We start from the raw sequence: 21,503 nt of genomic DNA, 5'->3' as shown, positions 1-21,503 counted from the left end.
CAGCCGATGAAATAAAGGTACAGCTTTTTGCAAAACCTGACTTAACTCTTTAAATTATTAATGTTTATTGTCGGAAAGTTTTTTATAATAGAGCTAGAATATATTGTTCGGAATAAGTAGAGGTGAAACAGATGTTTAGAGGTTTCTACACAGCTGCTTCCGGTATGCTTGCACAGCAGAGGAGAACGGAAGTACTGACAAATAATATGGCGAATGCCAATACACCCGGCTTTAAAGCAGACCAGACGAGCCTGAGGGCTTTTCCGGAGATGCTTCTGCAGCGCATTGGCCGGCAGACCGTGCCGACTGAAAATGGACTAAACCTTCCTTTTAATAATGAAGTGGGCAGACTGACTACAGGGGTTTATATGCAGGAGACGCTTCCGTCCTTCATGCAGGGTGATATGAAGGAAACAGGCCTCGGGACAGACCTGGCATTATTGGATCTTAATTTGCCGGTTAATCCGGATACAGGCATAAGAGGGACCGTTTTTTATAACGCTGCTGGAAACGATGGCGAACCGCGCTATACGAGAAATGGGAATTTTACCTTCGATGCCGGGGGCTTTTTGACGACAGCAGGCGGATTATATATTTTAGATGATGCGGGTGAGCGGATTCAGCTCTCCAGTGACCGTTTTACAGTAAGTAAAGATGGTGTGATTATCGGTGAAGCGGGCGAAACAGCCAGACTCGGTATCACTTTTGCCCAAAACCCCGAAAGCCTGCGAAAAGAAGGCGACGGTCTTTTTGCAGCGACCGAAGAGAGTATCCTCGAAAATGCCTATAATGCACAGAATGTCCAATTCAAGCTTCAGCAGGGCTATCTGGAGCGTTCCAATGTAGATGCTTCCCGTACAATGACGGATATGATGGCAGCCTATCGCTCTTTTGAAGCAAACCAAAAGGTTCTGCAGGCATATGACCGCAGTATGGAGAAAGCCGCAAATGAAATCGGGCGGATCGGGTAATGTCCAGCGGCAGACCCGCTAAGGGGGAAAAACAATGAATCGAACCATGATCACGGCAACAAATACTCTGGCCCAGCTGCAGAAGCAGATGGATATTGTCAGCCATAATGTGGCCAACATTGATACAGCGGGCTATAAAAGACGGGAAGCCAATTTTACTGATTTGCTTTTTCAGCAGTTCAATAATCAGCGGAGTCCGGCTGCCGAGGCAGGAAGACTGACACCGGGAGGCATCAGGCAGGGCGTGGGTGCAAAGCTGGCGCAGTCCCAAATCGTCATGCAGCAGGGTTCATTAAAGGCAACGGACCGGCCGCTGGACTTTGCTTTCACAAAGGAAGGCCAGTATTTCCGTGTGCTGGAGCAGACGGAAGACGGAGCAGCGGTGCGTTTTACCAGAGCGGGCGCTTTTTATTTAACACCGGTTTCAGATAATGAGACCATGCTTGTGACAGCTGACGGACTTCCGGTTCTTGATGAAAATAATAATTCGATTATAATAAATGGACAGGCTAAAAATTTAAAACTAACCGATACAGGAAGCTTTTTGGCAGAAGCAGCCAATGGTGCCATCCAGGAATTCAATCTTGGAGTGGTTCTGATCAACAAGCCTCAATTCCTGGAGCAAAAAGGCGATAATCTTCTTGGCCTGCCGGATGGAATAGATGGCGAGGGGATTTATACAGAGCTGAACGGTGCGCTCCGCGGACAGATTGGAATAGCCCAGGGTTCTTTGGAACATTCCAATGTGGATTTGTCCAAGGAAATGACAGAATTGATCAACCTCCAGCGGGCATATCAGTTTCAGTCCAGATCCGTCTCCATGGCTGATCAAATGATGGGGCTGGTCAACGGAATACGTTAGATAAAAAGGGGAAATAAAATGTCAGTAAACAACAGTAATCAAGAAGCAGTCAAGACGCGTGAACAACTGAATAAAGAACACAGCAAAGATGAGTCACCGCGTAAAGGGCGGGTTCGCATCCGTCTCATTCCGATCTGGCTTCGGATTATTATTGTCGTGCTTTTAATTTTCCTGAGCGTTACGGCAGGAGCCGCGGTCGGGTATGGGGTCATTGGCGGCGGAGAAGTAAAGGATATTTTTTTAAAGTCCACCTGGATGCATATAGTTGAACTGGTGGAAAAAGAATAGAAATGAAAAGGAGGGCGGCAAACCCTTCTTTTTTTGTTGGCACTTTGCGTATCACCATTTTTTTAGTAAAATAAATATAAGCTATTAGTATCTGGTACTAAATAATGCATGGGAGCGATACATATGAAATTGAATGTAGAAGAAATCAAAGAAATAATCCCTCACCGATATCCATTCCTGTTCGTGGATTCCATTGAAGAGCTTGAGCCCGGAAAAAGAGCTGTCGGCAAAAAGAATGTAAGTGCCAACGAGGAAGTGTTCAATGGGCATTTCCCTAATTACAATGTATTCCCGGGATGCCTGACACTTGAAGCCTGCGCGCAAACCGGTGCTGTGGCACTGCTGTCACTGGATGAATACAAAGGAAAACTCGCCTTTTTTGCAGGTGTGGAAAAATGCCGCTGGAAACGCCAGGTGCGGCCGGGCGATACACTCATCATGGAGGTTGAACTGCTCTCCGTCCGCAGAGGAATTGGAAAAGGCAAAGCCGTTGCGACCGTGGATGGCGAAGTGGCGATGGAAGCAGAAATTATGTTTGCGATTGAACGATAATGATTGACAATCCCGTACACAATGTGCGGGATTTTTTCTGTAAAAAAATATGCAAGTTGTTTCGTTTTTTGGGAAATATAAAGGAAGACCAATGCAGCAGGTCAACAATACATCTTTTGAAAGGAGCTTTTACAATGAATAAAAAGCTTTTAAAACTTATCGGAGGATCCGTTCTTTCCGCCATGTTACTAGCAGGCTGTGCCACTGACAATCAGGAGCCGCCGCCGGAAGATGATACAATCACTGAGGATAATAATGGTGATGTAAATGATGGCGATATGAACGGTGAAAACGGCAACAACGGTGACATGACGAATGATTTAAATGAAAACACAGATGACAACGACATCAACACAGATGACGACGGCGACATGATGGAAGACAACAACGAGCCGGGTGAAGATGCTGTGGAAGATAAGCTTGATATGCAGGATGAGGATAATAAGGATAAGTAATAGTTTAAAAAAACTCCCGTCATGACTGAGCGGGAGTTTCTTTATTTTCCTTTGCTGCAGCAGCCAGACGCGGCTTGCTATGCATTTTTTCCTTAAATTCTTCGAGCAGGCTGTCGCCGATATAGCCCTTGTCCAAGAGGTCCTGAAGCAGCAATTCGGCGTAATCGTTTTTCGTTCTTTTGAGTGATCCCTCAAAAAGGATGCTGATATGGTTTTCCAGTTCGCTGATAGAGGTAATTTTAGTTTGGAATGCGGCTGGATCGTTTTCTTTTTTGGTAATAACAACTTGGATGGTCAGCTCGTCTTTATCATCAGCGCGCTTTTTGAAGTACTCAAGATAGGATTTATCAATAAATGCCTCCAGAAGCCAGTTGCTCTTCTCATCTTCTTTATTGATAATCAATCCATCATCCAGTTCAATATCAATCAGGCCATTTTCTTCCACCAATTGCAGAGAAACAAGTTTAAATGTTTTCATGGCTTACCTCCATCTCTAAAATAAGTTGTCTATAAAAAATTATAACACAGCCCATACTGAAAGCGAATTTGAGGGTATGTCGAATTTTCTTTTTATTAATGCTGAAAATCGTATTTTCGAGGCAGTTTATTGCAGAAAATGAGCTTGAAATTGAATTTTAGGGGTGTTTTTGCCGAAAAAGCACTGTGAAAAACACATTTTGGCTTTTTTACACAGTTGAGAAGTTCCGGCTATGATAAGGCTATCAAAGAGAGGAGATGAAAACCATGATCAATCAAGTGACCCTGGTGGGAAGGCTGACAAGGGATCCTGAGCTAAAAAGGACACAGGAAGGAATTCCGGTGACGAATGTGACGCTGGCAGTAAACCGTCAGTACCGCAGCCAGAAGGGTGAAGTCGATGCGGATTTTGTGCAGTGCACCTTATGGAAAAAAACCGCGGAAAATACATCGCAGTATTGCCGGAAGGGAACCCTGATTGGAATAACCGGAAGAATTCAGACGAGGCATTATGATAATCAGGAAAAGAAAAGGATTTATGTAACAGAGGTGGTAGCGGAATCAGTCCGCTTCCTTGACCGGAAAAAGACAGAGGACATCCCGGTGACCGTGACCAAGGAGGAGCTGCCATTTTGAATGAAGGGTCTGAAAGAGAAAAGGCATTGGAATATATGCTCGAAAGCCTCATCAAGATGCTCGGAAAATCAAACCAGAGAGTTGATGATCTGAACAAACGGGTCCTCCAGCTTGAATCGCTCATCCGTGAAACGGTCATGCAAAACAGCCATACACAAGAGCGGCAAACACCTAAACGCTTCTCCATCATGAACTGACGGCATCCCCCACCCAGCTGTCCACACATATTCCTTCCATATAGAGAATCAATTTTATCCCCAAAACTTCCCCAAATTGGAACCCGGTACTCTTGTGCCGGGTTATTTTTGTGGTGACAGGCACCACCCGAATTTTGTCGAATAACCTAAAATTCTTTCAATGCATGAATGTTGTTCTTAATCATTCTCACAGCCAGGGCTTTTTTCTTTTCGTTAAAGGTGTATATGTCCAGGAGGGATTTTTTCAGGTCAGGAAAATGGCTGATGATTTCCCGGATCATCTCCATGTCCTTATCATCCGGGTTTTCTTTTAAAACGGACTTGTCCGCCGCTGAGTAGGAGGACGGGCTCTCCAATTCATCAGTCAATAAGGTCTTGTCCACTTTATATACTTCTGCCATTTGTACGAGGGTTTGGTAAGTGGGGGTGACCTTGCCTGTTTCGTATTTGCTAATGGTTGAGCGATCCACTTTCAGCATTTCAGCAGCAAAATCCTGAGTCCACTTTCGGTCCGTTCTTAACTTTTTCAGTATTTCAGGTAAAGACATCCTTTTCACCGCCATTTGCTTTCTTTCTTTTAACTTAGCGGGAATAAAGTGTAAAAGGGCTGTTTGTGAACGGCAGTCACAATTATAAATGTGATTAATATTCACAAATAATAAATACTGCTGAATAGGCATTAAGAACCAGGGAGGATTTTCACGGAATATGTCGAATATACTTTTTGAAAATAATAAAAAGGAGGTTCAATTTAATGGATAATGGGGAAGAAACCGGATACCTTTATTTTCAAACAGAAAATAAGAGTCTAAATACCAATCATCAGCCAAGCTTCTATGATGCACTTCAGCTCCTTAAGCTTCAAAATAACAAATCCTATCAAAGAATTCCTCTTAGAACTCAAACTTCACTTTTGATCAACGATACGGAAAGAACTCTTCACTACAAGTTTAACTTCTTTTTAAGCCATGTGGCCATTAACGCAGGGAACAAGAAGCCTTCATACCAGCTGCTATCCTGTTTTATTATTAAGGAAGGCAGCAAAGTCACTTTTCTGACGCAAAAACCTAATAAGCCGGAATATGCGAAAATAAAAGAAAAGCCTTCAAGCCTTTATGCATATCAAGGACTTGAAGACTGAATCAATTTTATGTCAGGTGAACCAGATCCCTCAGCTCATCTGTTGAAAGCTCGGTAATCCAGTTCTCGCTAGTAATGATCTGATCATTAAGGGACTGCTTCTTTTCAAGCATAGCATCTATTTTTTCCTCGAGTGTGCCGGTGGCAATCATTTTATGCACATGAACAAAGCGTTTTTGCCCAATCCGGTAGGCGCGGTCAGTCGCCTGATTCTCCACAGCAGGATTCCACCAGCGGTCATAATGGATAACATGGTTTGCTGCCGTCAGATTCAAACCGGTTCCGCCTGCTTTTAGCGACAGCAGGAATACCGGGAACTCATGGTTCTGAAAACGGCTGATCATAGAATCCCGCTCCTGCTTTGGCACGCTTCCGTTTAAAAACGGCACGTCAAATCCGAATTGTTTTTTCAGCAGACGGGCGATCATATTTCCCATTTCGATATATTGGGTAAAAATCAGGCAGCTTTCTCCCTGCTCATGAACAGCGCCAACAAGTTCGCTTAATTTTTCAAGCTTTACAGAACGCTCAAGGACATGCTTAGGCTTCTCCTCTTTTAAATAAAGGGCCGGATGGTTGCACAGCTGTTTTAAGCGGCTTAATAACTGCAGAATCAGGCCTTTGCGCTCAAACCCGGAAAGCTTTTCGATCTGTGCGAATGTATCCTGGACAAGCTGCTCATATAGGGAAGCCTGTTCAGCAGTCAGCGGACAATATTCCTTCTGCTCAAGCTTATCGGGCAGGTTTAAGGCTACATCCTCATCCTTTTTCGTGCGGCGGAGCAGGAAGGGGCGGATATAGGCCTGCAGCTGCTTAACTTTATTTTTGTTGTCATCCTTCTCAATCGGCAGAACATAGCGCTTCTGGAAATGCCCGAGACTGCCGAGATAGCCGTGGTTCGTAAAATCGAAAATGGACCAGAGCTCGGTCAAGCGGTTCTCCATCGGCGTGCCGGTGAGGGCAATATGGTGCTTGCCCTTTAACTTCCGGACAGCCCTAGATTGTTTTGTCTGGGCATTTTTAATATTTTGGGCTTCATCAATCGAAATGGAACTCCACTCGATTGCTTCAAAATCTTCCAGATCCATATGGGTTAGTCCATAGGAGGTCAGCACAATATCAGACTCCATTACTTTTTCAGAAAAGCTTTCTCCCTTCAGCCGGTTGGATCCGTAGTGGAGATATACGCTCATGCCAGGGGCAAAGCGCTCGATTTCCTTTTGCCAGTTGCCGAGGACAGAAGTAGGGCACACAATGAGCGAAGGTCCGCTATCTTCCTCTTTCTTTACTTTTAAAAGATAAGAGATCAGCTGAATCGTTTTTCCAAGTCCCATATCATCTGCCAAAATAGCACCAAACCCATAGCGGCGCAAAAACAGCAGCCAGCTCATCCCGAGCTTCTGGTAAGGGCGGAGATCACCCTTGAAGCTTGCAGGGACTTCTTCAAGCGGAAGGTTTTTAATATCGCGGAGCTGCTTCACCATCTGTTTCCATTGGCGGTTAAGCTCAATCTGAATCCGGGCAAATGTTTTAGGATTATCCAGCTCGTCTTCCTGCGGGCTCCCGTCAGCCATAAGCTCCTGCTCGATCAAATCACGGACATGCAAACCTTCCTTTTCCGCTTTCTTCATTAAATCCTGGATATGGCGGACAAAATGGGGATCCAGCTTAATCCAGCGGCCGCGAACGTAGACGAGACGTCTTTTTTCCTCTACCATGCCCCGGAATTCTTCCTCTGTTAAGTCAACGCCATTCATGCTGAAGCGCCAATCATAATCAAGCATCGACTGCAGCCCGACAAAAGAGGGGCGGTGGCCTCCGGTTCCTTTCACTTTTGCCTTAACCTTGAGGCTTGCGTTCTTCATAGCCTGCCACCATGATGGAAGCAGGATTTCCACGCCGAGTGCCAGCATGGTTTCGCTTGCCTCTGTCAGAAAAGTCCAGGCTTCATCTTCCGTCAGCATAGTCGAAATCTCGCCGGGCTTGCCTTCAAGCCATGGGAAAAGCTCCAGCCAGCGCTGGATCTCTTTTTCAATTGAATCCTCATAATCATGCCATTCTTGCGGATAATTCGAATAGTCCCTGTAATCGACGAATACATCAGGGTTCTTTTTTCCGCGCAGAAATATAGTCAAATCCCAGCTGGTATCGATATCCCCGGGCTCTTCAAGCTTAAGTCCGATTGAGAAAGGAGCTTCAATTGCTTTGACCCCGATCCATTCCTGCCAGCTTTCTTCATCGAAATAAGCTGCAAGATCCCTTGGTGAGAGATGCTCACTCCGCAAGGCTTCAAGCTTCTCACCGAACTGCGCTTTCGCTTCATGGTTTTGATTCATATAGCCATCAAGGGAGCGGTGGAATAAATCCCCGATAAACTCCCTGACTGGAGAGCCTTCTACTGTCTGCTCCCAAAAGCTTGTGCCAAATTCGGCGATCACACTTTCCGGCAGTGCCCAGCGGAATTGATCCTGTTCCCAGGCGGCAAAATCCGGCATCCATTCCTGGTCCACGATCGAATCATAAAGAGCATGAGAGGAGGCCAGCAGAATTTCGGCCGTTTCATCCCAGCTCCAATCAATCAAACGGTTGAATTGCTCTGCCGCAAACAGGGTGACAAGCTGCCATCCGCTTACGGAGATCCCTTTAATCCCGTCTGCCTCTGCAGCATCAAGCATGGTTCCGAAAAAGCTTTCCCTGTGATGGTTAAAAAGAAGAGGCTTCCATTCCTTCGGAGAAAGCAGGCGTCCCTCTTCATTAACAGCAAAAATTAGGTAGCGTTCATTGGTTATTGGTTTCACTTTCACATGGAGAAATCTCGTTTTAAGCATCGATTAGCTTACCCCTTTTGCATTCTTCCTGAAAGGCGCGAAGACGTTTCGTTTTTTCGAGCAGCAATTCAAGAAAAAGCTGCCAGTCTTCCTGGCGTTTCAGCTTGTTGTACAGCGTGCGAAGCTTTTTCATTTTCCGGACGGCCTCGCGGTAATGATCTCTGTTTTTCATATTAATATGGCCAGTGATGGACTGATGATAAAGCGGAAGGAGGATGGAGGGCTCCTTTTTGCTGATTTCCCTGATCCGGTCCTTGCCAAGAGAATCAAGATCAAAGCCAATAAACGCCTGCAGGTCCGCCCATTTCATGAATTCGCCTTTTTCAAAAAGCAAATATTCATAGTCACTGTAGCTGTACGGCAGCGTCTCCATCAAGGCTTTCTCGTACAAATCCATTTTGCTGCTTTCCAGGCAAAATGGAGAAATCGCCTTGATGGACATCCGGGTAAAATCCATGCAGGCGTAATAGTCATCAATTTCTTTCAGATAATCACGTAATTTATGGATAAATGCTTCTGCATACGGGCTCATCCGATTCCAGTCCTTATTGGCTGAAAAGTAATCGAGCCAGTAAAGCAAATAAGGAGTCATTAAGACATTTTGCACATTTAAAACACTGAGTGCCTGTTCATCATTGCGTTCAAGAATCTGAAGATGCACATAGCCAGCCAATAACGGCAGGTTAGGCTCTTCCTCTATGGAGGATTTCAGCTTCTCGATCTCCGCTTCACGCCACTCTTTCTTTTTGAAAAAATGCGTCCATAACAGCCGGTATAGATGGGTTCGTTCATACTCCATCCCAAAAGAACCGGTGATCAGTCCCGCAGAATCATCCTTCAGCTTTTCGATAAATTGATCGAAAGCGAAGGGGAGGGAGTGCACCGACAATTTATTCATGATCTCAACGGAATCTTCCATAAGGGACTGATAGAGATGGCGGTAGTAGCGGTCAATCAATTCCTCGCCATGGCCGTACTTCCTGCTCAGCGCCATCAGCTTTTTAAAAGAAAAAACATAGCCGATCAGAAGGTAAAGAAGCTTCCATTCCTGCTCCACCGGTGCTCCCGCTTTCATGCGGCGCAGATACACATGGAAAAGCTCAGGAAGTACATAAGGACGGGGTTCTCCCTGTTTTTCCATCAGCTCGGTAAAGCTTTCTTCGAATGCAGCAGCCCAGCGATCATAATCCGCCTTCATCTGGCCGGAGGATTTCAAAAGATCCTTCGCTTTTTGAAGTCCCCAATTCTTGGCGGTCTGCTTTTCCTTAATCGGCTTCCTCCACTCTTCAATCCACATGGACACACTTCTGGCTTTAGAGAGAAGCTGCAGAAAGACAGCAGTCTGATGGCGGCAGAATCCTTCAGCTGGGCAGGAACACTCACTCAAATGAATGAACTCAAGATCCAGTACAACCTTTGCCGGAGTCACATCCTGTACAGTCGCCAGCACCTTATCACCTTCAAAGCGCAGCTGATACACAAGCCCCTGCCGAAAAAGCATCAAGCCCTTCTGTACAAGGCGCACATCCTCCTCATTCTCAGCCCGCACCAGCCCCTTCAGCTCATTCGCTGCAAACTCCAAGGGCTCCAAAAACCGCTCCGGAATCATGTTCATACCTCCTCATTGGTGACAGGCACCACCCGAATTTTGTCGAATTTATTAAAGCAAGGCACCTGTTAACGTAACAGGCTGCCCTGTAAAGTACATTCCTTTATTATAACATTTAGGACACTTGGAATGAAGGTGCGCGCTGTTTCAAAAATAGTAGAAGGATATTCGTAAAGGAAATCATACGAAGAGAAAAATCAGAGTTTTTCGATTTCCTTTAAAAAATGGTATGATGAATTTAACGCTTTAATGGAACAGGGTGAAAAAATGACTGCTGTAAATGCTCTACAAAAGGAACCAAGTAAATATTCACTGCAGGATGCCGGCTTCAAAAAAATTATGATTGCGATGACGAGTGCATCCATTTTAGTGTTCGCTAACTTATACTTTGTGCAGCCGGTTATGCCGCTGCTGTCGAATTCATTTGACATCACATCTGCAACAGCCGGTTTATCACTGTCTGCTGCTGTAGTTTCTATGATTTTCGGATTGTTATTCTTCGGATTTCTGTCTGATCGAATCGGGCGGGTTTCCATAATGAATTTCACGCTTGTCTGCACCATTATTCCGCTGGTGCTATTGCCGATTGCGCCTAATTTTGAAGCCTTTCTGATGCTGCGCTTCCTGCAGGGCTTTTGTATAGCGGGCCTGCCTGCAGCTGCCATCGCGTATTTAGGGGAGGAACTGGATCCTAGGAGCATCAGTCTAGGCATCACCATGTATATTGCAGCCAATGCCATTGGCGGAATGGCCGGCCGAATCTTCGTCGGGTACATTGCAGATATGGCCAGCTGGCAGACTTCTGTTTACTTCCTATTTGGATTTTCCATTTTGCTATTCATCATTTATTTTATGACTCTGCCAAAGTCTCATTATTTTAAGCCCAGTAAAAGATCTGTACAAAAAGACTTGTCAGGCATGGGCTCACATTTGAAAAATACGAAGCTTTTTCCTGCATTCGCGATGGGAATCTTCCTCCAGTTTTCGTTTACAGGAGTATGGACATACCTGCCTTTTTACCTCGAACAGGATCCTTTTAATCTTTCTGTAAAAAATATTTCTTTTACCTACCTTGCATACAGTTTCGGTATAGTTGGCTCCGTTATGGGCGGAAGACTATCTGCTTATTTCAGGCAAACCACATTGGTTTCAGTTGGAACAATCATTTTAATAGGAGGGACCCTGCTTACAAATGTGCATTCTTTATCAGTCATTGTAATAGGTCTATGCCTGACCTGTCTGGGGTTCTTTGTGGCGCATTCACTGATGGCGGCTATTGTAAATGAGCGCGCCGCCCATCACAAAGCCGGTGCTTCGAGCATCTATCTCGTAAGCTATTACCTTGGAGTCGCAACCGGAGGGACGCTTGCCGGCCTGGTATGGCAGACTGGAGGCTGGACGGGGATTACCGTGATTTCCTTTGGACTGCTTCCGGTAGTGATGTGGCTGATGGAGGGCAGCCGGAAGGTTCTTCGCTGATATGATAATGTGTTTTGGAGAGGATGAGCGGGGGTCCGAACCCGGGGTAACTTCGGACAGACGGAGCGAAAATATTACAACTTTGAGTCTGAAGCCTGGGCAACTTCGGACTGAGAAAGAAGAAACGCAGTAGTTTGAGTCCGAACTTGGAGCAACTTCGGACAGAGGAAGCCGGAATATTCTACTTAGAGTCAGAAGCGAGGTGACTTCAGACAGAGAGAACGTGATTTTACCACTTAGAGTCCGAACCTGGGGGTAACCCTAGCTTATTTACTAAAAAACGCTTAAAACCCCAATCTATAACGATTGGGGCATCTTTCTACCACAAAAAACCGCCATGAGATGCTATCATGTGCCACTAAAATCAGTTTCTGTGCGGGTAAGCTCAATATTTGTGCGGAAAGCATTTGTCTAATTTCCGAACCACATCTGCTCCAGCCTAACGGGGATCCCGTTCCAGCCCAGTTTTCAAATTAATGACCTTAACCGGGTTCTCCGGTGCATCAACCGTTTTGCTCGCAGGGGCCGCATTACCGTTTTCCACCCAGTCAACTAGCAGGTCAAATGATTGATGAGCATAAGGCAGCAGAGGCTGAAGTTCTTGATCCGGATCGGTACCTGGGTTCCAGACAAGGCTGTCTACATGGTTGCCGTTCTCGATCATATACATTCTGTGCAGATCCTGCTTTCCGGCTTTCTTGACCAGCTCTTGATAGCCCTTGGCATGAATCTCCGGGAATATCAGCGAATCAAGGGAACCTGTGAAAGAAATCAAGGGCACATCAATATCTCCAGTATTGGCCACCGCCTTAATATTTTCCTTTACTTCCTTCGGCCGGGTCACATACTTATAATCTTCAAAAATAGAATCATAGGAACGATCTCTCACGCCATTAACGAAGTTCAGGTAATTGCTCCATTCCATCCGGCCGGGTGCTTCAGGATCAAAATGATCCCGATAGATATTCAGCGAAACAAACCAGTAAACCTGATCATGGTAGGCCCACAGTTTTTCCGACCCTTTTGGCAAGCCTGCTTTGTATAACTCTTTAACCGCTTTTTGCTGTTCTTTGCCGCTGCCATACAAAGCTTCCTCAGCATGATTCACAACAGTGGTCAGGGAACTGATCAAGTTTTCTTTTTTCTCCGTCCAGAGAACACCTTCCCAGTCGACTCCTCCATCAAACAGGCGGGGTTCGCCGGTTTTCTCCGGATCATCATTTTCAAGAGCATAGCGAACGACGTAGCCGCCATTGGAAATTCCCATTGCATATGTAGGAATCTTATGCTCTGCTGATACTAAATCACTCGCAGGATCAGAAGAGTCTGCCGGATCGATCAGCCCATCCGAATAATGGCTGGCTAAGTACTGCTGAGCAGCTTTCGTAATCTGGCGAAACCGCTGATGCCATTCTGCTACACTATCATCTTCATTGACTAAAGCATTTTTTACTTTTGCAAATGGATCATCCGAATTAGCCTCACCCTGGGTGCCTTTATCGATCGCAGCAAAAGCATATCCTTTTTCCAATACATAATCGCTGAAAAGCAGATCGGTCGACGTTTCATTTCGTGTCGCCGGGATTCCCGAAACTACCAGCCGGCCATTCCAGTGATCCGGAACCCTGATGACAAACTGGGCATCTTCAAAAACACCATTTACCTGAGTCCCCGTTACAGAAGCAGGCTTGTACATTTGATGCCATCCGGTTCCTTCTGCTGCATTTCCCCATAGATAAGGAGTCAGGCCGATATTGCCGTAAAGAGTTGCCTGCTGATATTGCAGGGGATTCTTTGTTGTGAGCCAGTTGTTGCCGGCGCCGTCAAAGTATTGTTCTGTTACTGTGTGCGCACCAGGTATGATCGCCTGGTTTTCCACAGCAGTTTGCTCCGCAAAACTACTTTCCGGAAAAAGTGAAAAGCTTAAAACAGAAGCCAAAGATAACGCAATCAGCTTATTTTTCAGATAAATCCATCCCTTCTTCATCATCTCTTACAGTTCTATTCTACTTTTACTAATTATGGGAATCATGGGTCTTAATGTTTAATTATTCGAATTTTCAGCATATTGAAGAGCAGAGCATTTAAAATTGTGATGCCAAACCGATACTAGTACTATAGACATATAAATAGAACAAGTTGGAAGCAAAGAGAATTCAAGGTAATTTGGGCGCTTGAATGAATTCGAGCTAGTAGCGCAACCGGCCAGCACTTACAGGGGAACAGTTCTTTTGTAAGGATATGTTCTGATAAACTTTTTTTGAAAAGAGGAAGAGCATGCTTACAACGTATCAGCCTAATCATGTTAAAAGCACACAGGTTCTAGAAAAAGAAGCTGTTTTGGCTGCAATTGAAAATTCTCTGGCGATGATTGAATTTGATGGGAATGGGAAAGTGCTCTGGGCAAATGAAAATTTTGCCCGCACTGTGAAATATCGGGCAGAAGAGATGCCAAATATGCTGCATAAGCAATTTTGCACCCCAGAATTTTCCGCCAGCAGGGAATACCAGGAGCTTTGGAAGAATCTGCGCAATGGCAAGAGCTTTCAGGAAAAGATCCAGCGTGTGACCAAACAGGGAAACCTTATTTGGCTCGAAGCTACATACACACCGGTCTTCGGGAATGACGGCAAGGTCGCTGGTGTCGTGAAGATTGCAACAGATATAACAGAACGGGAAACGAATACAGCACAGGTGGCATCCCAGCTGCAGGAAATGTCAGAAGCCCTTAGTGAGAAAGCAAAAGCTGGAATTGAGAGAAGTGAAGAGGCCGCTCAGGCAATAGGCAAGCTTGTTCTTGAGTCCAAAGGGAACCTGGAAATCCTGCATTCTCTCAAATCACAGGCACAATCCATCGGCAGCATCGTAAAAACGATCCGGGAAATAGCAGCCCAAACCAACCTGCTCGCCCTAAATGCAGCCATAGAAGCAGCACGTGCCGGCGAGCATGGCAGAGGCTTCAATGTCGTTGCCGGAGAAGTGCGAAAGCTCGCAAACCGGGTGCAGGACTCCATTCAGGAAGTCAACGCCCATATTGAAGGAATATCAAGTGAAATCAACAAAATCAGTGACGCCACCCTGCAATCGCAGTCAGGCATCTCTGAAAATCAGGTTCTTAATGAACAGGCGGTATCCGCATTTAAAGATATCGGGGAAGCAGCAAAAAAGCTGGATGAGCAGGCGAAAGGTTTTAAGGGTATTTTATAGGAAAACGTATAAAACGTTATGATGGGGCGGCTTTTATAGCAGCTCTTTTTTGGTTGATAGGAAAAATGGATGGCGGCGGAGAAATTCTATAGTATGCAGTAAGTTAAATGAAAAAGAGGTATCCATATGCCGTTTTATTATGAAGGGAATGTCTATATCCGCAGGAGTGAAACTGGTGAGAAGGTAATCTTTGAAGATCCGGCCGCTATAAATGAGAGTGTGGAATATATCAATAAACATAGCATTAAACATGTGGGTGTGTCAGATTTTGATTCTCCAGATGTTTATTTTTTGAATGAATGCCTGGGTATTGAACATTTGGATGTTTTTAATTCCTTTATAAAAGACATGAGCGGAATCTATAGCTTAAGGGACCTAAGGATTCTATCGATAAATGAAACAACCACTAGAAATGTTTTTAAAATAGGAGAACTTAAGAATCTGCAAGAAGTATACGGGAAACTGCCGAGTAAAACGGCGGGACTGAATGAATTAAGTAAGCTAACCAGAGCCCAGCTGTGGAGCTATAAGCCGAAAGCCAGGAATCTCACTGAATTTAGTGGGTTAACAAGCTTAAAAGAGCTTATTTTAACACAATCAAATATTGTCACACTTGAAGGAATCCAAGAGATAGCAAGCCTGCAAATGCTCCAGTTGAATTATCTTAGGAGTTTAAAAGATGTTAGTGCGCTTCGCAAAGTGAAGGCTCCGCTGAGTGATGTGGAGTTTGAGAGCTGCAAGGGGGTTGAAGATTTTTCGTCTATTGGTGAATTGATGCATTTGGAACAATTAAAGCTGATTAATTGTGGGGAGATACCCTCAATTCGTTTTACTGAAAATCTGCCTAAGATGAAGGCTCTCATCTTTCCCGATACGCATGTACAAGATGGCGATCTCTCTGTGTGTGAAAACATTGAGGAAGTGTATTACACCAAGCAGAAAATTAAGAATAGGGATGCAGAAAAGGATAAGAAATTTGGGGAACTGGCTCTGCCTGTAAATGAGTGGGAAAAGAGAATGGCAGATGGTGATGATCAGTTCACGAAAGAAAATATCAGGGCTGCCAATAAGGTTCTTGATTCGTTTATGAAAAACCTGACCCAAGATAGCGGATTGACGGAAAAAGAGATCAAGAAATATGTAAAACAAGTGACTCTAAAGCTGAACAAGCTAAATGAAAAGTATGATTACTTTATCGAAACACTTGAAAGAGAAGAGCTCTGTGAATACATTATGGAAGCTGCAGGCATAGCGGGTTTGGAGTTTGACGGGGACATCACAGAGGAATGGAGGGAACAGAGGAATGGAGGGAATGGTAATCGCTGTTTTTAATAGGAGGGTATAATCATGGAGATCCCAGAAGAAGCTGACCTAATATCGGTGTTTGAATCATTGCCGGGGAGAAAAGATGAGAAGGAGAATTTTTATTATGACACTTCATCTTTTATTTTTGAAAATGAAAATGAAGTGATGGAGGTCAGGCTATCTCCTTTTTATGATGAATTTATAATGGATGTAAGAGAAAAAAACTCTAATGAAGTTCTTTCCTATATGAAGCTGCTTTCTGTAAGGAAAATAGAAATTGCTGCGGATGAAAAGGAATATGCGATCATTCGATTGTTTCATGGTGAATCAGATTTATATGAAAACATTATAGAAATAACATTAAGGCCCAAGTTTAAGCTGATTTTTAAAGAGCAGTATCGGTGAGTTGAGCGTTTTTAAAGAATAATGAGAGCAGCTGATGGTATGAGAATTCAGGATAAAGACTTTACCCCGCAGTTAAAAATGAAGATTGAAGATATTGAACAGAAACTTAAAGAACAGGCTGAAAGACTCCAAAAAGAGCATAGAACTGCTTTTTCAAAGAAAGGCCTCAAACTGGAATCTGCCTTTGACCAAGAAGGCAATGATGTCTTTCATCCTGGATACAGTTCCTCCATTTCAGTAGGATTTACTGACAAGAACGGTGACCTCATAGACTTAAAGATTATTAAAATTTGGGAATGCGAACGCATATTTTTAGGCATGCCAGTCTTAAGAAAATTCCCTGGTTCCAAAGTGGCCGGAGAGCTCCTGGATGAATCGCCGGAAGAAATAAGAATAGAATTAAAGGAATATATGGATGAAATTTTAACAGAAGTGACTAATTAAGCGGATTGAATAGAATCAGGAGGATAGAATCTTATGACCAGTTTAGTATTAAAGCTGCCGAAGGAATTTGAAAAATATCGAACCGAATTAGAAAAAACAGCTAAACCGTTTGTCAGCATCCAAGCAGAAAGAGGGAAGACCACCTTTTTTGAAAGTAAGTTTGGAGGACATCCCTACCTTCCAAAGTTGAGCGATCACCCAAAGGATGAGCAGGGGAATTATATGAATCTATTTGCACAGATTAATTTCGAAGAAGTTCCCCACATTGAGCCGATGCCTGAAAGCGGGATTCTTCAATTCTATCTCTCGCCGGCTGATGATGTGTACGGGCTTGATTTTGATAACCCGACTGCTCAAAGAAACTTCCGGGTTATTTATCATCCAAATATCGTGAAAGGTGAGGAAGACCTGGTGACAGAATTTTCGTATGTACCTGATTTAAGTAATGAATATGATCCGATAGTCCAGGAAGCAAAGATGAGTTTCCAGCTTAAGATCGCTCCTGTACCGGCTGATGATTTCCGTTTTGAGGACATGGTCAATATCGACTTATTCGAATCCATCGATCATCCGGACTATGAAGATTTACATGAGCTCTACTTTGAGGAGTTAGGTGCAGAGGGCCATAAAATAGGCGGTTATCCTTACTTCACCCAGCAGGATCCGAGAGAAAAAAGTGATCCAACAGGAGAATATACCATACTGCTATTCCAGGCGGATACCGACGATGATATTGACTTAATGTTCGGGGACAGCGGTGTTGCAAACTTCTTTATAAAAGAAGAAGATTTAAAAAACAGGAATTTCACTAATGTTCTTTATAATTGGGATTGCTGTTAGGTGAGCCTAGTTAATTCCCGTATGATGTTTATCAGTCTGAAAGTTTTTATGAATGTGAGCCTTTGCGCATAATACATTAAAACAATGAAAATTTAATTCCTATTGATACAGTCTTTCGGAAAAGGGGATTAAACATGGCAAAAATATTCAAAGCTGATGTTCTAAAAAAAGAATTAGATCAAATCTATGAGACAGATAAGAAAAAGCTTCGAACCAATACTGTCCTATATGGCCATTTAGGAGAAGGCCGCTGGCATACCCACTTACAGCCAGGCCTAGTACTTAAGGCGATCGTGGATTATGAAACAAAAACAAAGGTTCACTTTCCATCAGTTTATAAAGAATTTCTAAGAAACTGCAATGGCTGTTACTTATTTGACATCCTTAGAGTGTCAGGAATAGGCCCGGAGACTTACAGAGGGCTAAGTTATGAAGAACAGGTTCACCAGGCATTTGATTTAGAAGTTATGCAGGACTTATACCGAAGAAAAGGAACCCCGGAAAATCATTTTATTTTTGCTGATTCGCTTGTGAAGAATACGTACTATGTGATTGATATGCTTAACGAGAATATATTGGAGATAGAATATAGGTCCAAAAAAATCCTGAAATCCTATAAAAATCTGGAAATCTTTTTTAGTGAAGTGATTTTGAAGGGGAAAAACAATTTAGCAAATAGGATATTCTATGAATTTGAGTAAATGTATGATATTGCGTTCTTTCGATCACGTTGGGTAGAGGGGAATTTAGGTGGAATTAAAAGAAATTATTCTTCACGATGCAACCAATAGACAAAAGAAGAATGAAGTTGGCTTTAATCTCCAGACGAATGTTTTTTCACTGATAGTAAGCCGTTACTTGCAAGGGGCATTAACTGATGAAGTGGAATCTTTGATGGTTTACTGTTTGGCAGGTATGAAGGAAACCATCGTGGATTCCTATACAATCGAGAATGGTTTAACCATCAAGATCCCATATAATCCAAAGGAATTTTTGGATTTAAGTGATCCAGAAGAAAAATTTATCGAGTATTGCAGAGTATTCAATGAGTGTATTTCTCCTGTTTTTCGAGAAAAGAACTGGAATTATACTCCGGTTAAGGATGCACTTGAAAAAATTAAAGAACATAAGTATTCGGTAGAGTTTTTATTAAAAGGCACTCCCAAAAAGAGCCCTGATAAAGAACACACTGCCTATGCAGTCGGAGTCCATACGGTTACTTCCTTTAAGCTGATAGCCAAAATTTATCACAAAAGCGGCTTGCTGGTTAGGGAAGAAGTCCTTGTTGAAGAGGTGCCAAGCCATGTCGTTTATGGAAGATTTTTAGGAAAACCGGAGTGGGTGGATAACCGGACCTTTCAAGTAGCTTCAAAAACAAGTCAGTGGGTTGGGGTCATTACAATATAGTAAGGGGATTGAACGTGAAATGGTTTAGGGGAAGAAAAATGGTTTCTTTGGATAAAAAAGATAAGGAATTTGCTGAAGCAGCTTTAAAGCAGATCTTTGTAAAAGGGAGGGTCACCATAATAAAATCTGATGGGCCAGATTCTTTCTATCTCTTTTTCTCTCTGAAACATCCGTCCAATCAATCCCAACCTTGGCTTCATATTGAGGATCCTAAATGGATAGTTTTTGACCAGGCGGTGAACTTTCATGAAAAGACAATAACAATTAAAGAGAATACTATGTCTATAGATAGTCTTTTAAATGAGGAAGTTGTGGATATTTGGTTAGGTGAAAATATGCCGCATTTGTATTTAGCTTTTCAATCAGGAAAAATATTATCTGTGAACGGATCTCATGAAATGTATGAGTGCTGGCAGGCTGGCGATGGCTGCCGTCAAGGCGAGGAGGAATGGTTAATTGCAGCTGTTCCGGGTAACCGTATTGCTTATTGGACACCTTAATTACATAAGCAGAAATTACAAAATATGAATCTTTATAGGCTGAATAAACAAACAAATGAAAAAACTTTAGCTTGAATTTCTTAAATAAAAACGCTACACTCATAATATACAGTTTTTCGTATATTGATCAAAGTAAAGAGGTATTACAATATGAGCCGTATTTGGGAAAGTTTATATTCAAAGAATGGGCTGGCTGCCAAGTTTATTGCAAAGGAGCTTATTCAGTTTTCAGAGGGAGAGAGAATCCCCCGGGTAAGTGATTTTACAGACAAGCTATCCCTGGGCCGCGGGACTGTGCAGGGGGCATTAAGAGTGCTGGAGGATCTGCATGCCATCTCGCTTGAATCCAGAGGGCATCTGGGGACGTTTCTGAAAAAAAGGGACATCAACCTGCTGTATGAGATTGCGGGCGTCGGGCCGGTTATGGGCGTAATGCCGCTGCCTTATTCCCGCAAGTATGAGGGGTTGGCGACTGGCATTGTCGAGGGGTTTGAGGAAATCAATAAAAAGTCTGGCCTCGCTTATATGAGAGGAGCCCGAAGGCGGATCGAATCATTAAAAACCCGGCGCTACGATTTTGCGATCATGTCCCAGCTGGCGGCAGAAGAAGCAGTACAGGAGTTTAACGGCCTGGAAATTCTCCATACTCTTGGACCGGAGACATATGTCACGTCCCATAAAGTCTTTTTTTCAGATAGCAAAAACAGCGAGATTACAGATGGCATGAAAATTGGAATTGACTATTCATCCGCTGACCAGGCCAATATCACCCTCCTTGAATGTGAAGAGCACAAGGTTGAATTGATAAAGGTGGACTATATGCAGCTTTTCAATATGCTGAAAAACGGCAGTATTGATGCAGCTGTCTGGAACGCGGATGAAGCGAGAGCACTAAAAACTTTTGCTTCCTCTGACTTTAAATCAAAAAGAGCAAAGGAACTGGCGGTAAAAGCAACCAGAGCAGCCATTGTCATCGAAAGTGAAAGAACAAATATCAGGGAACAAATCCAGCTCCTGCAGTTCAATAAAGTAGAAGAGATCCAAAGGCTGGTAGAGGAAGGGAAAAAATATCCGCACTATTAAGAAACTGAAGTTCTAGTTTCTTAGCAGCATTAATATACTAAATACTGTATTTTGGAGGGGATGAAATTATGGATATACACCAACTCAAAGAAAGAATGGATATCCTATTAAGCTCGTCTGTTGTCAGCACAAAAGCCGCTGATATAACGACATTAGCTTTTATGCAACTACAGTCGCATTTGAAAAAAGGTGCCATAGACGGGGCGGAAATGCTTTTCACCCATTTGCCGACAGCTCTGACGAGAATTGAAAAGGGTGAACAGGTGGAGGCTCCTCATCCTGCTCTGCTGGATGAAGTCAAACAGTCACCGGAAGCATCCACAGCAATGAAGGAAATCGATTTTGTACAGCAGCAATGGAAGAATCAGCTCCCCCAAGAGGAAATCGATTTTCTGCTCATACATTACACAAATGTACTGCAAATTAACAAAGGAGGAAATTAAGATGAAAATTGTAGTTGGCGGACAGGTTGATAAAAAAGAGATTGAGAGTTTAATAAAGGAGATTGACAGCAGCATAACAACGATGGTCAAATCCGATCTGGAAGCAGCGATGGCCGTTAAGACAGGACAGGCAGATTATTATGTAGGAGCCTGCCACACAGGAGGCGGCGGAGCTTTAGCCATGGCGATTGCCCTTCTCGGCAAGCCGAATTGCGAGACGGTTTCCATGCCGGGGAAAAAGCCTGTTGAGGAGAAAATTGTAACCGCTGTCAGTGAAGGAAAAAAGGCATTTGGATTCACAGCTGACCACAAAGAAGCCGCAGTGCCTATGATTATCAAAGCTTTAAAAAATAAAAGCTAATCCATTTTAATTGA

General features: G+C 43.6%; 25 protein-coding genes and 1 riboswitch. Of the genes, 20 read left to right on the top strand and 5 right to left on the bottom strand.

All coding sequences use genetic code 11. The annotated features are described in order from the left end of the window. The first annotated feature begins 131 nt into the window (after positions 1–131). From NYE23_RS23755 to NYE23_RS23735, 5 genes are all read left to right on the top strand, one after another. Complete coding sequence (locus NYE23_RS23755) at positions 132–971, top strand: flagellar hook-basal body protein (protein WP_341081760.1); 840 nt, start codon at positions 132–134, stop codon at positions 969–971. 34 nt (positions 972–1,005) lie between these two features. After that, positions 1,006–1,833 (top strand): flagellar hook-basal body protein, encoded by an 828-nt coding sequence (locus NYE23_RS23750; RefSeq protein ID WP_341081759.1) that lies wholly within the window; start codon positions 1,006–1,008, stop codon positions 1,831–1,833. Between the two features lie 18 nt (positions 1,834–1,851). Continuing rightward, positions 1,852–2,121 carry a DNA-directed RNA polymerase subunit beta gene (locus NYE23_RS23745; RefSeq protein ID WP_341081757.1) on the top strand — a complete coding sequence of 90 codons (270 nt, stop codon included), beginning with the start codon at positions 1,852–1,854 and terminating at the stop codon, positions 2,119–2,121. A gap of 123 nt (positions 2,122–2,244) precedes the next feature. Next, positions 2,245–2,673: a 3-hydroxyacyl-ACP dehydratase FabZ gene (gene fabZ, locus NYE23_RS23740; RefSeq protein WP_341081755.1), complete on the top strand. Its 429-nt coding sequence runs from the start codon at positions 2,245–2,247 to the stop codon at positions 2,671–2,673. 134 nt (positions 2,674–2,807) lie between these two features. After that, complete coding sequence (locus NYE23_RS23735; RefSeq protein WP_341081753.1) at positions 2,808–3,128, top strand: hypothetical protein; 321 nt, start codon at positions 2,808–2,810, stop codon at positions 3,126–3,128. Positions 3,129–3,147: 19 nt separating this feature from the next. On the opposite strand, the gene NYE23_RS23730 is transcribed toward NYE23_RS23735, so the two are convergent. Further along, positions 3,148–3,606: a YwpF-like family protein gene (locus tag NYE23_RS23730; RefSeq protein WP_341081751.1), complete on the bottom strand. Its 459-nt coding sequence runs from the start codon at positions 3,604–3,606 to the stop codon at positions 3,148–3,150. A 266-nt stretch (positions 3,607–3,872) separates the two neighbouring features. Here NYE23_RS23730 and ssb point away from each other — a divergent pair, with 266 nt between their 5' ends. Both ssb and NYE23_RS23720 read left to right on the top strand, forming a co-directional pair. Beyond that, complete coding sequence (gene ssb / locus NYE23_RS23725; RefSeq protein ID WP_341081749.1) at positions 3,873–4,241, top strand: single-stranded DNA-binding protein; 369 nt, start codon at positions 3,873–3,875, stop codon at positions 4,239–4,241. Beyond that, on the top strand, positions 4,238–4,438 hold the full coding sequence (locus NYE23_RS23720) for a hypothetical protein (RefSeq protein WP_341081747.1): 201 nt from the start codon (positions 4,238–4,240) through the stop codon (positions 4,436–4,438). Before ssb ends, NYE23_RS23720 begins: the two co-directional genes overlap by 4 nt. Positions 4,439–4,584: 146 nt before the next feature. On the opposite strand, the gene NYE23_RS23715 is transcribed toward NYE23_RS23720, so the two are convergent. Further along, positions 4,585–4,986: a helix-turn-helix domain-containing protein gene (locus NYE23_RS23715; protein ID WP_341081745.1), complete on the bottom strand. Its 402-nt coding sequence runs from the start codon at positions 4,984–4,986 to the stop codon at positions 4,585–4,587. Positions 4,987–5,192: 206 nt separating this feature from the next. Here NYE23_RS23715 and NYE23_RS23710 point away from each other — a divergent pair, with 206 nt between their 5' ends. Continuing rightward, positions 5,193–5,579, top strand: a complete 387-nt coding sequence (locus tag NYE23_RS23710; protein WP_341081742.1) for a hypothetical protein — start codon at positions 5,193–5,195, stop codon at positions 5,577–5,579. A gap of 7 nt (positions 5,580–5,586) precedes the next feature. Here NYE23_RS23710 and NYE23_RS23705 read toward each other — a convergent pair whose 3' ends face one another. Beyond that, positions 5,587–8,406, bottom strand: coding sequence for a DEAD/DEAH box helicase (locus NYE23_RS23705; protein WP_341081741.1), 2,820 nt, complete (start codon positions 8,404–8,406; stop codon positions 5,587–5,589). Continuing rightward, positions 8,399–10,015 carry an SWIM zinc finger family protein gene (locus tag NYE23_RS23700; RefSeq protein WP_341081739.1) on the bottom strand — a complete coding sequence of 539 codons (1,617 nt, stop codon included), beginning with the start codon at positions 10,013–10,015 and terminating at the stop codon, positions 8,399–8,401. Before NYE23_RS23700 ends, NYE23_RS23705 begins: the two co-directional genes overlap by 8 nt. 267 nt (positions 10,016–10,282) lie before the next feature. Here NYE23_RS23700 and NYE23_RS23695 point away from each other — a divergent pair, with 267 nt between their 5' ends. After that, the gene (locus NYE23_RS23695; protein ID WP_341081736.1) at positions 10,283–11,494 is read left to right on the top strand and encodes an MFS transporter; all 1,212 of its coding nucleotides are present in this window, start codon (positions 10,283–10,285) and stop codon (positions 11,492–11,494) included. A 439-nt stretch (positions 11,495–11,933) separates the two neighbouring features. On the opposite strand, the gene NYE23_RS23690 is transcribed toward NYE23_RS23695, so the two are convergent. Continuing rightward, entirely contained in the window at positions 11,934–13,460 is a 1,527-nt protein-coding gene (locus NYE23_RS23690; RefSeq protein ID WP_445662630.1) for an alpha/beta hydrolase, read from the bottom strand. Positions 13,461–13,626: 166 nt separating this feature from the next. Then, a riboswitch (cyclic di-GMP riboswitch) is annotated at positions 13,627–13,710 on the top strand. A gap of 61 nt (positions 13,711–13,771) precedes the next feature. Here NYE23_RS23690 and NYE23_RS23685 point away from each other — a divergent pair. The 11 genes from NYE23_RS23685 to NYE23_RS23635 all read left to right on the top strand — a co-directional run bounded on the left by NYE23_RS23685 (position 13,772) and on the right by NYE23_RS23635 (position 21,489). Continuing rightward, the gene (locus tag NYE23_RS23685) at positions 13,772–14,701 is read left to right on the top strand and encodes a methyl-accepting chemotaxis protein (RefSeq protein WP_341081732.1); all 930 of its coding nucleotides are present in this window, start codon (positions 13,772–13,774) and stop codon (positions 14,699–14,701) included. A gap of 126 nt (positions 14,702–14,827) precedes the next feature. Next, entirely contained in the window at positions 14,828–16,033 is a 1,206-nt protein-coding gene (locus tag NYE23_RS25310; RefSeq protein WP_445662628.1) for a hypothetical protein, read from the top strand. Between the two features lie 15 nt (positions 16,034–16,048). After that, a complete protein-coding gene (locus NYE23_RS23675; protein WP_341081727.1) occupies positions 16,049–16,411 on the top strand; it encodes a hypothetical protein in 363 nt (120 codons plus the stop codon). Between the two features lie 39 nt (positions 16,412–16,450). Next, positions 16,451–16,855, top strand: a complete 405-nt coding sequence (locus NYE23_RS23670; protein WP_341081724.1) for a hypothetical protein — start codon at positions 16,451–16,453, stop codon at positions 16,853–16,855. A 33-nt stretch (positions 16,856–16,888) separates the two neighbouring features. Further along, positions 16,889–17,695, top strand: a complete 807-nt coding sequence (locus tag NYE23_RS23665) for a YwqG family protein (RefSeq protein WP_341081721.1) — start codon at positions 16,889–16,891, stop codon at positions 17,693–17,695. Positions 17,696–17,829: 134 nt separating this feature from the next. Then, positions 17,830–18,396 (top strand): SMI1/KNR4 family protein, encoded by a 567-nt coding sequence (locus NYE23_RS23660; protein ID WP_341081717.1) that lies wholly within the window; start codon positions 17,830–17,832, stop codon positions 18,394–18,396. 49 nt (positions 18,397–18,445) lie between these two features. Further along, positions 18,446–19,102 (top strand): hypothetical protein, encoded by a 657-nt coding sequence (locus NYE23_RS23655; protein ID WP_341081715.1) that lies wholly within the window; start codon positions 18,446–18,448, stop codon positions 19,100–19,102. 14 nt (positions 19,103–19,116) lie between these two features. Then, positions 19,117–19,602, top strand: coding sequence for a hypothetical protein (locus NYE23_RS23650; protein ID WP_341081713.1), 486 nt, complete (start codon positions 19,117–19,119; stop codon positions 19,600–19,602). Positions 19,603–19,752: 150 nt separating this feature from the next. After that, on the top strand, positions 19,753–20,685 hold the full coding sequence (gene yhfZ / locus NYE23_RS23645; RefSeq protein ID WP_341081710.1) for a GntR family transcriptional regulator YhfZ: 933 nt from the start codon (positions 19,753–19,755) through the stop codon (positions 20,683–20,685). Between the two features lie 68 nt (positions 20,686–20,753). Beyond that, complete coding sequence (locus tag NYE23_RS23640) at positions 20,754–21,128, top strand: PRD domain-containing protein (RefSeq protein WP_341081707.1); 375 nt, start codon at positions 20,754–20,756, stop codon at positions 21,126–21,128. Position 21,129: 1 nt separating this feature from the next. Next, on the top strand, positions 21,130–21,489 hold the full coding sequence (locus NYE23_RS23635) for a DUF2620 domain-containing protein (protein WP_061792828.1): 360 nt from the start codon (positions 21,130–21,132) through the stop codon (positions 21,487–21,489). Positions 21,490–21,503 lie beyond the last annotated feature (14 nt).

The organism is Cytobacillus sp. FSL H8-0458, assembly GCF_038002165.1.
Taxonomy (GTDB): domain Bacteria; phylum Bacillota; class Bacilli; order Bacillales; family Cytobacillaceae; genus Cytobacillus.
The sequence above is the reverse complement of the archived record's forward strand: the minus strand, read 5'-3'. Positions and strand labels throughout refer to the sequence as shown.

Excerpts from the sequence above, each read along its gene's own strand:
- NYE23_RS23755 (WP_341081760.1), top strand. The coding sequence starts at position 132 with ATGTTTAGAGGTTTCTACACAGCTGCTTCCGGTATGCTTGCACAGCAG.
- NYE23_RS23750 (WP_341081759.1), top strand. The coding sequence starts at position 1,006 with ATGAATCGAACCATGATCACGGCAACAAATACTCTGGCCCAGCTGCAG.
- NYE23_RS23745 (WP_341081757.1), top strand. The coding sequence starts at position 1,852 with ATGTCAGTAAACAACAGTAATCAAGAAGCAGTCAAGACGCGTGAACAA.
- fabZ (WP_341081755.1), top strand. The coding sequence starts at position 2,245 with ATGAAATTGAATGTAGAAGAAATCAAAGAAATAATCCCTCACCGATAT.
- NYE23_RS23735 (WP_341081753.1), top strand. The coding sequence starts at position 2,808 with ATGAATAAAAAGCTTTTAAAACTTATCGGAGGATCCGTTCTTTCCGCC.
- NYE23_RS23730 (WP_341081751.1), bottom strand. The coding sequence starts at position 3,606 with ATGAAAACATTTAAACTTGTTTCTCTGCAATTGGTGGAAGAAAATGGC.
- ssb (WP_341081749.1), top strand. The coding sequence starts at position 3,873 with ATGATCAATCAAGTGACCCTGGTGGGAAGGCTGACAAGGGATCCTGAG.
- NYE23_RS23715 (WP_341081745.1), bottom strand. The coding sequence starts at position 4,986 with ATGTCTTTACCTGAAATACTGAAAAAGTTAAGAACGGACCGAAAGTGG.
- NYE23_RS23710 (WP_341081742.1), top strand. The coding sequence starts at position 5,193 with ATGGATAATGGGGAAGAAACCGGATACCTTTATTTTCAAACAGAAAAT.
- NYE23_RS23705 (WP_341081741.1), bottom strand. The coding sequence starts at position 8,406 with ATGCTTAAAACGAGATTTCTCCATGTGAAAGTGAAACCAATAACCAAT.
- NYE23_RS23700 (WP_341081739.1), bottom strand. The coding sequence starts at position 10,015 with ATGATTCCGGAGCGGTTTTTGGAGCCCTTGGAGTTTGCAGCGAATGAG.
- NYE23_RS23695 (WP_341081736.1), top strand. The coding sequence starts at position 10,283 with ATGACTGCTGTAAATGCTCTACAAAAGGAACCAAGTAAATATTCACTG.
- NYE23_RS23685 (WP_341081732.1), top strand. The coding sequence starts at position 13,772 with ATGCTTACAACGTATCAGCCTAATCATGTTAAAAGCACACAGGTTCTA.
- NYE23_RS25310 (WP_445662628.1), top strand. The coding sequence starts at position 14,828 with ATGCCGTTTTATTATGAAGGGAATGTCTATATCCGCAGGAGTGAAACT.
- NYE23_RS23675 (WP_341081727.1), top strand. The coding sequence starts at position 16,049 with ATGGAGATCCCAGAAGAAGCTGACCTAATATCGGTGTTTGAATCATTG.
- NYE23_RS23670 (WP_341081724.1), top strand. The coding sequence starts at position 16,451 with ATGAGAATTCAGGATAAAGACTTTACCCCGCAGTTAAAAATGAAGATT.
- NYE23_RS23665 (WP_341081721.1), top strand. The coding sequence starts at position 16,889 with ATGACCAGTTTAGTATTAAAGCTGCCGAAGGAATTTGAAAAATATCGA.
- NYE23_RS23660 (WP_341081717.1), top strand. The coding sequence starts at position 17,830 with ATGGCAAAAATATTCAAAGCTGATGTTCTAAAAAAAGAATTAGATCAA.
- yhfZ (WP_341081710.1), top strand. The coding sequence starts at position 19,753 with ATGAGCCGTATTTGGGAAAGTTTATATTCAAAGAATGGGCTGGCTGCC.
- NYE23_RS23640 (WP_341081707.1), top strand. The coding sequence starts at position 20,754 with ATGGATATACACCAACTCAAAGAAAGAATGGATATCCTATTAAGCTCG.
- NYE23_RS23635 (WP_061792828.1), top strand. The coding sequence starts at position 21,130 with ATGAAAATTGTAGTTGGCGGACAGGTTGATAAAAAAGAGATTGAGAGT.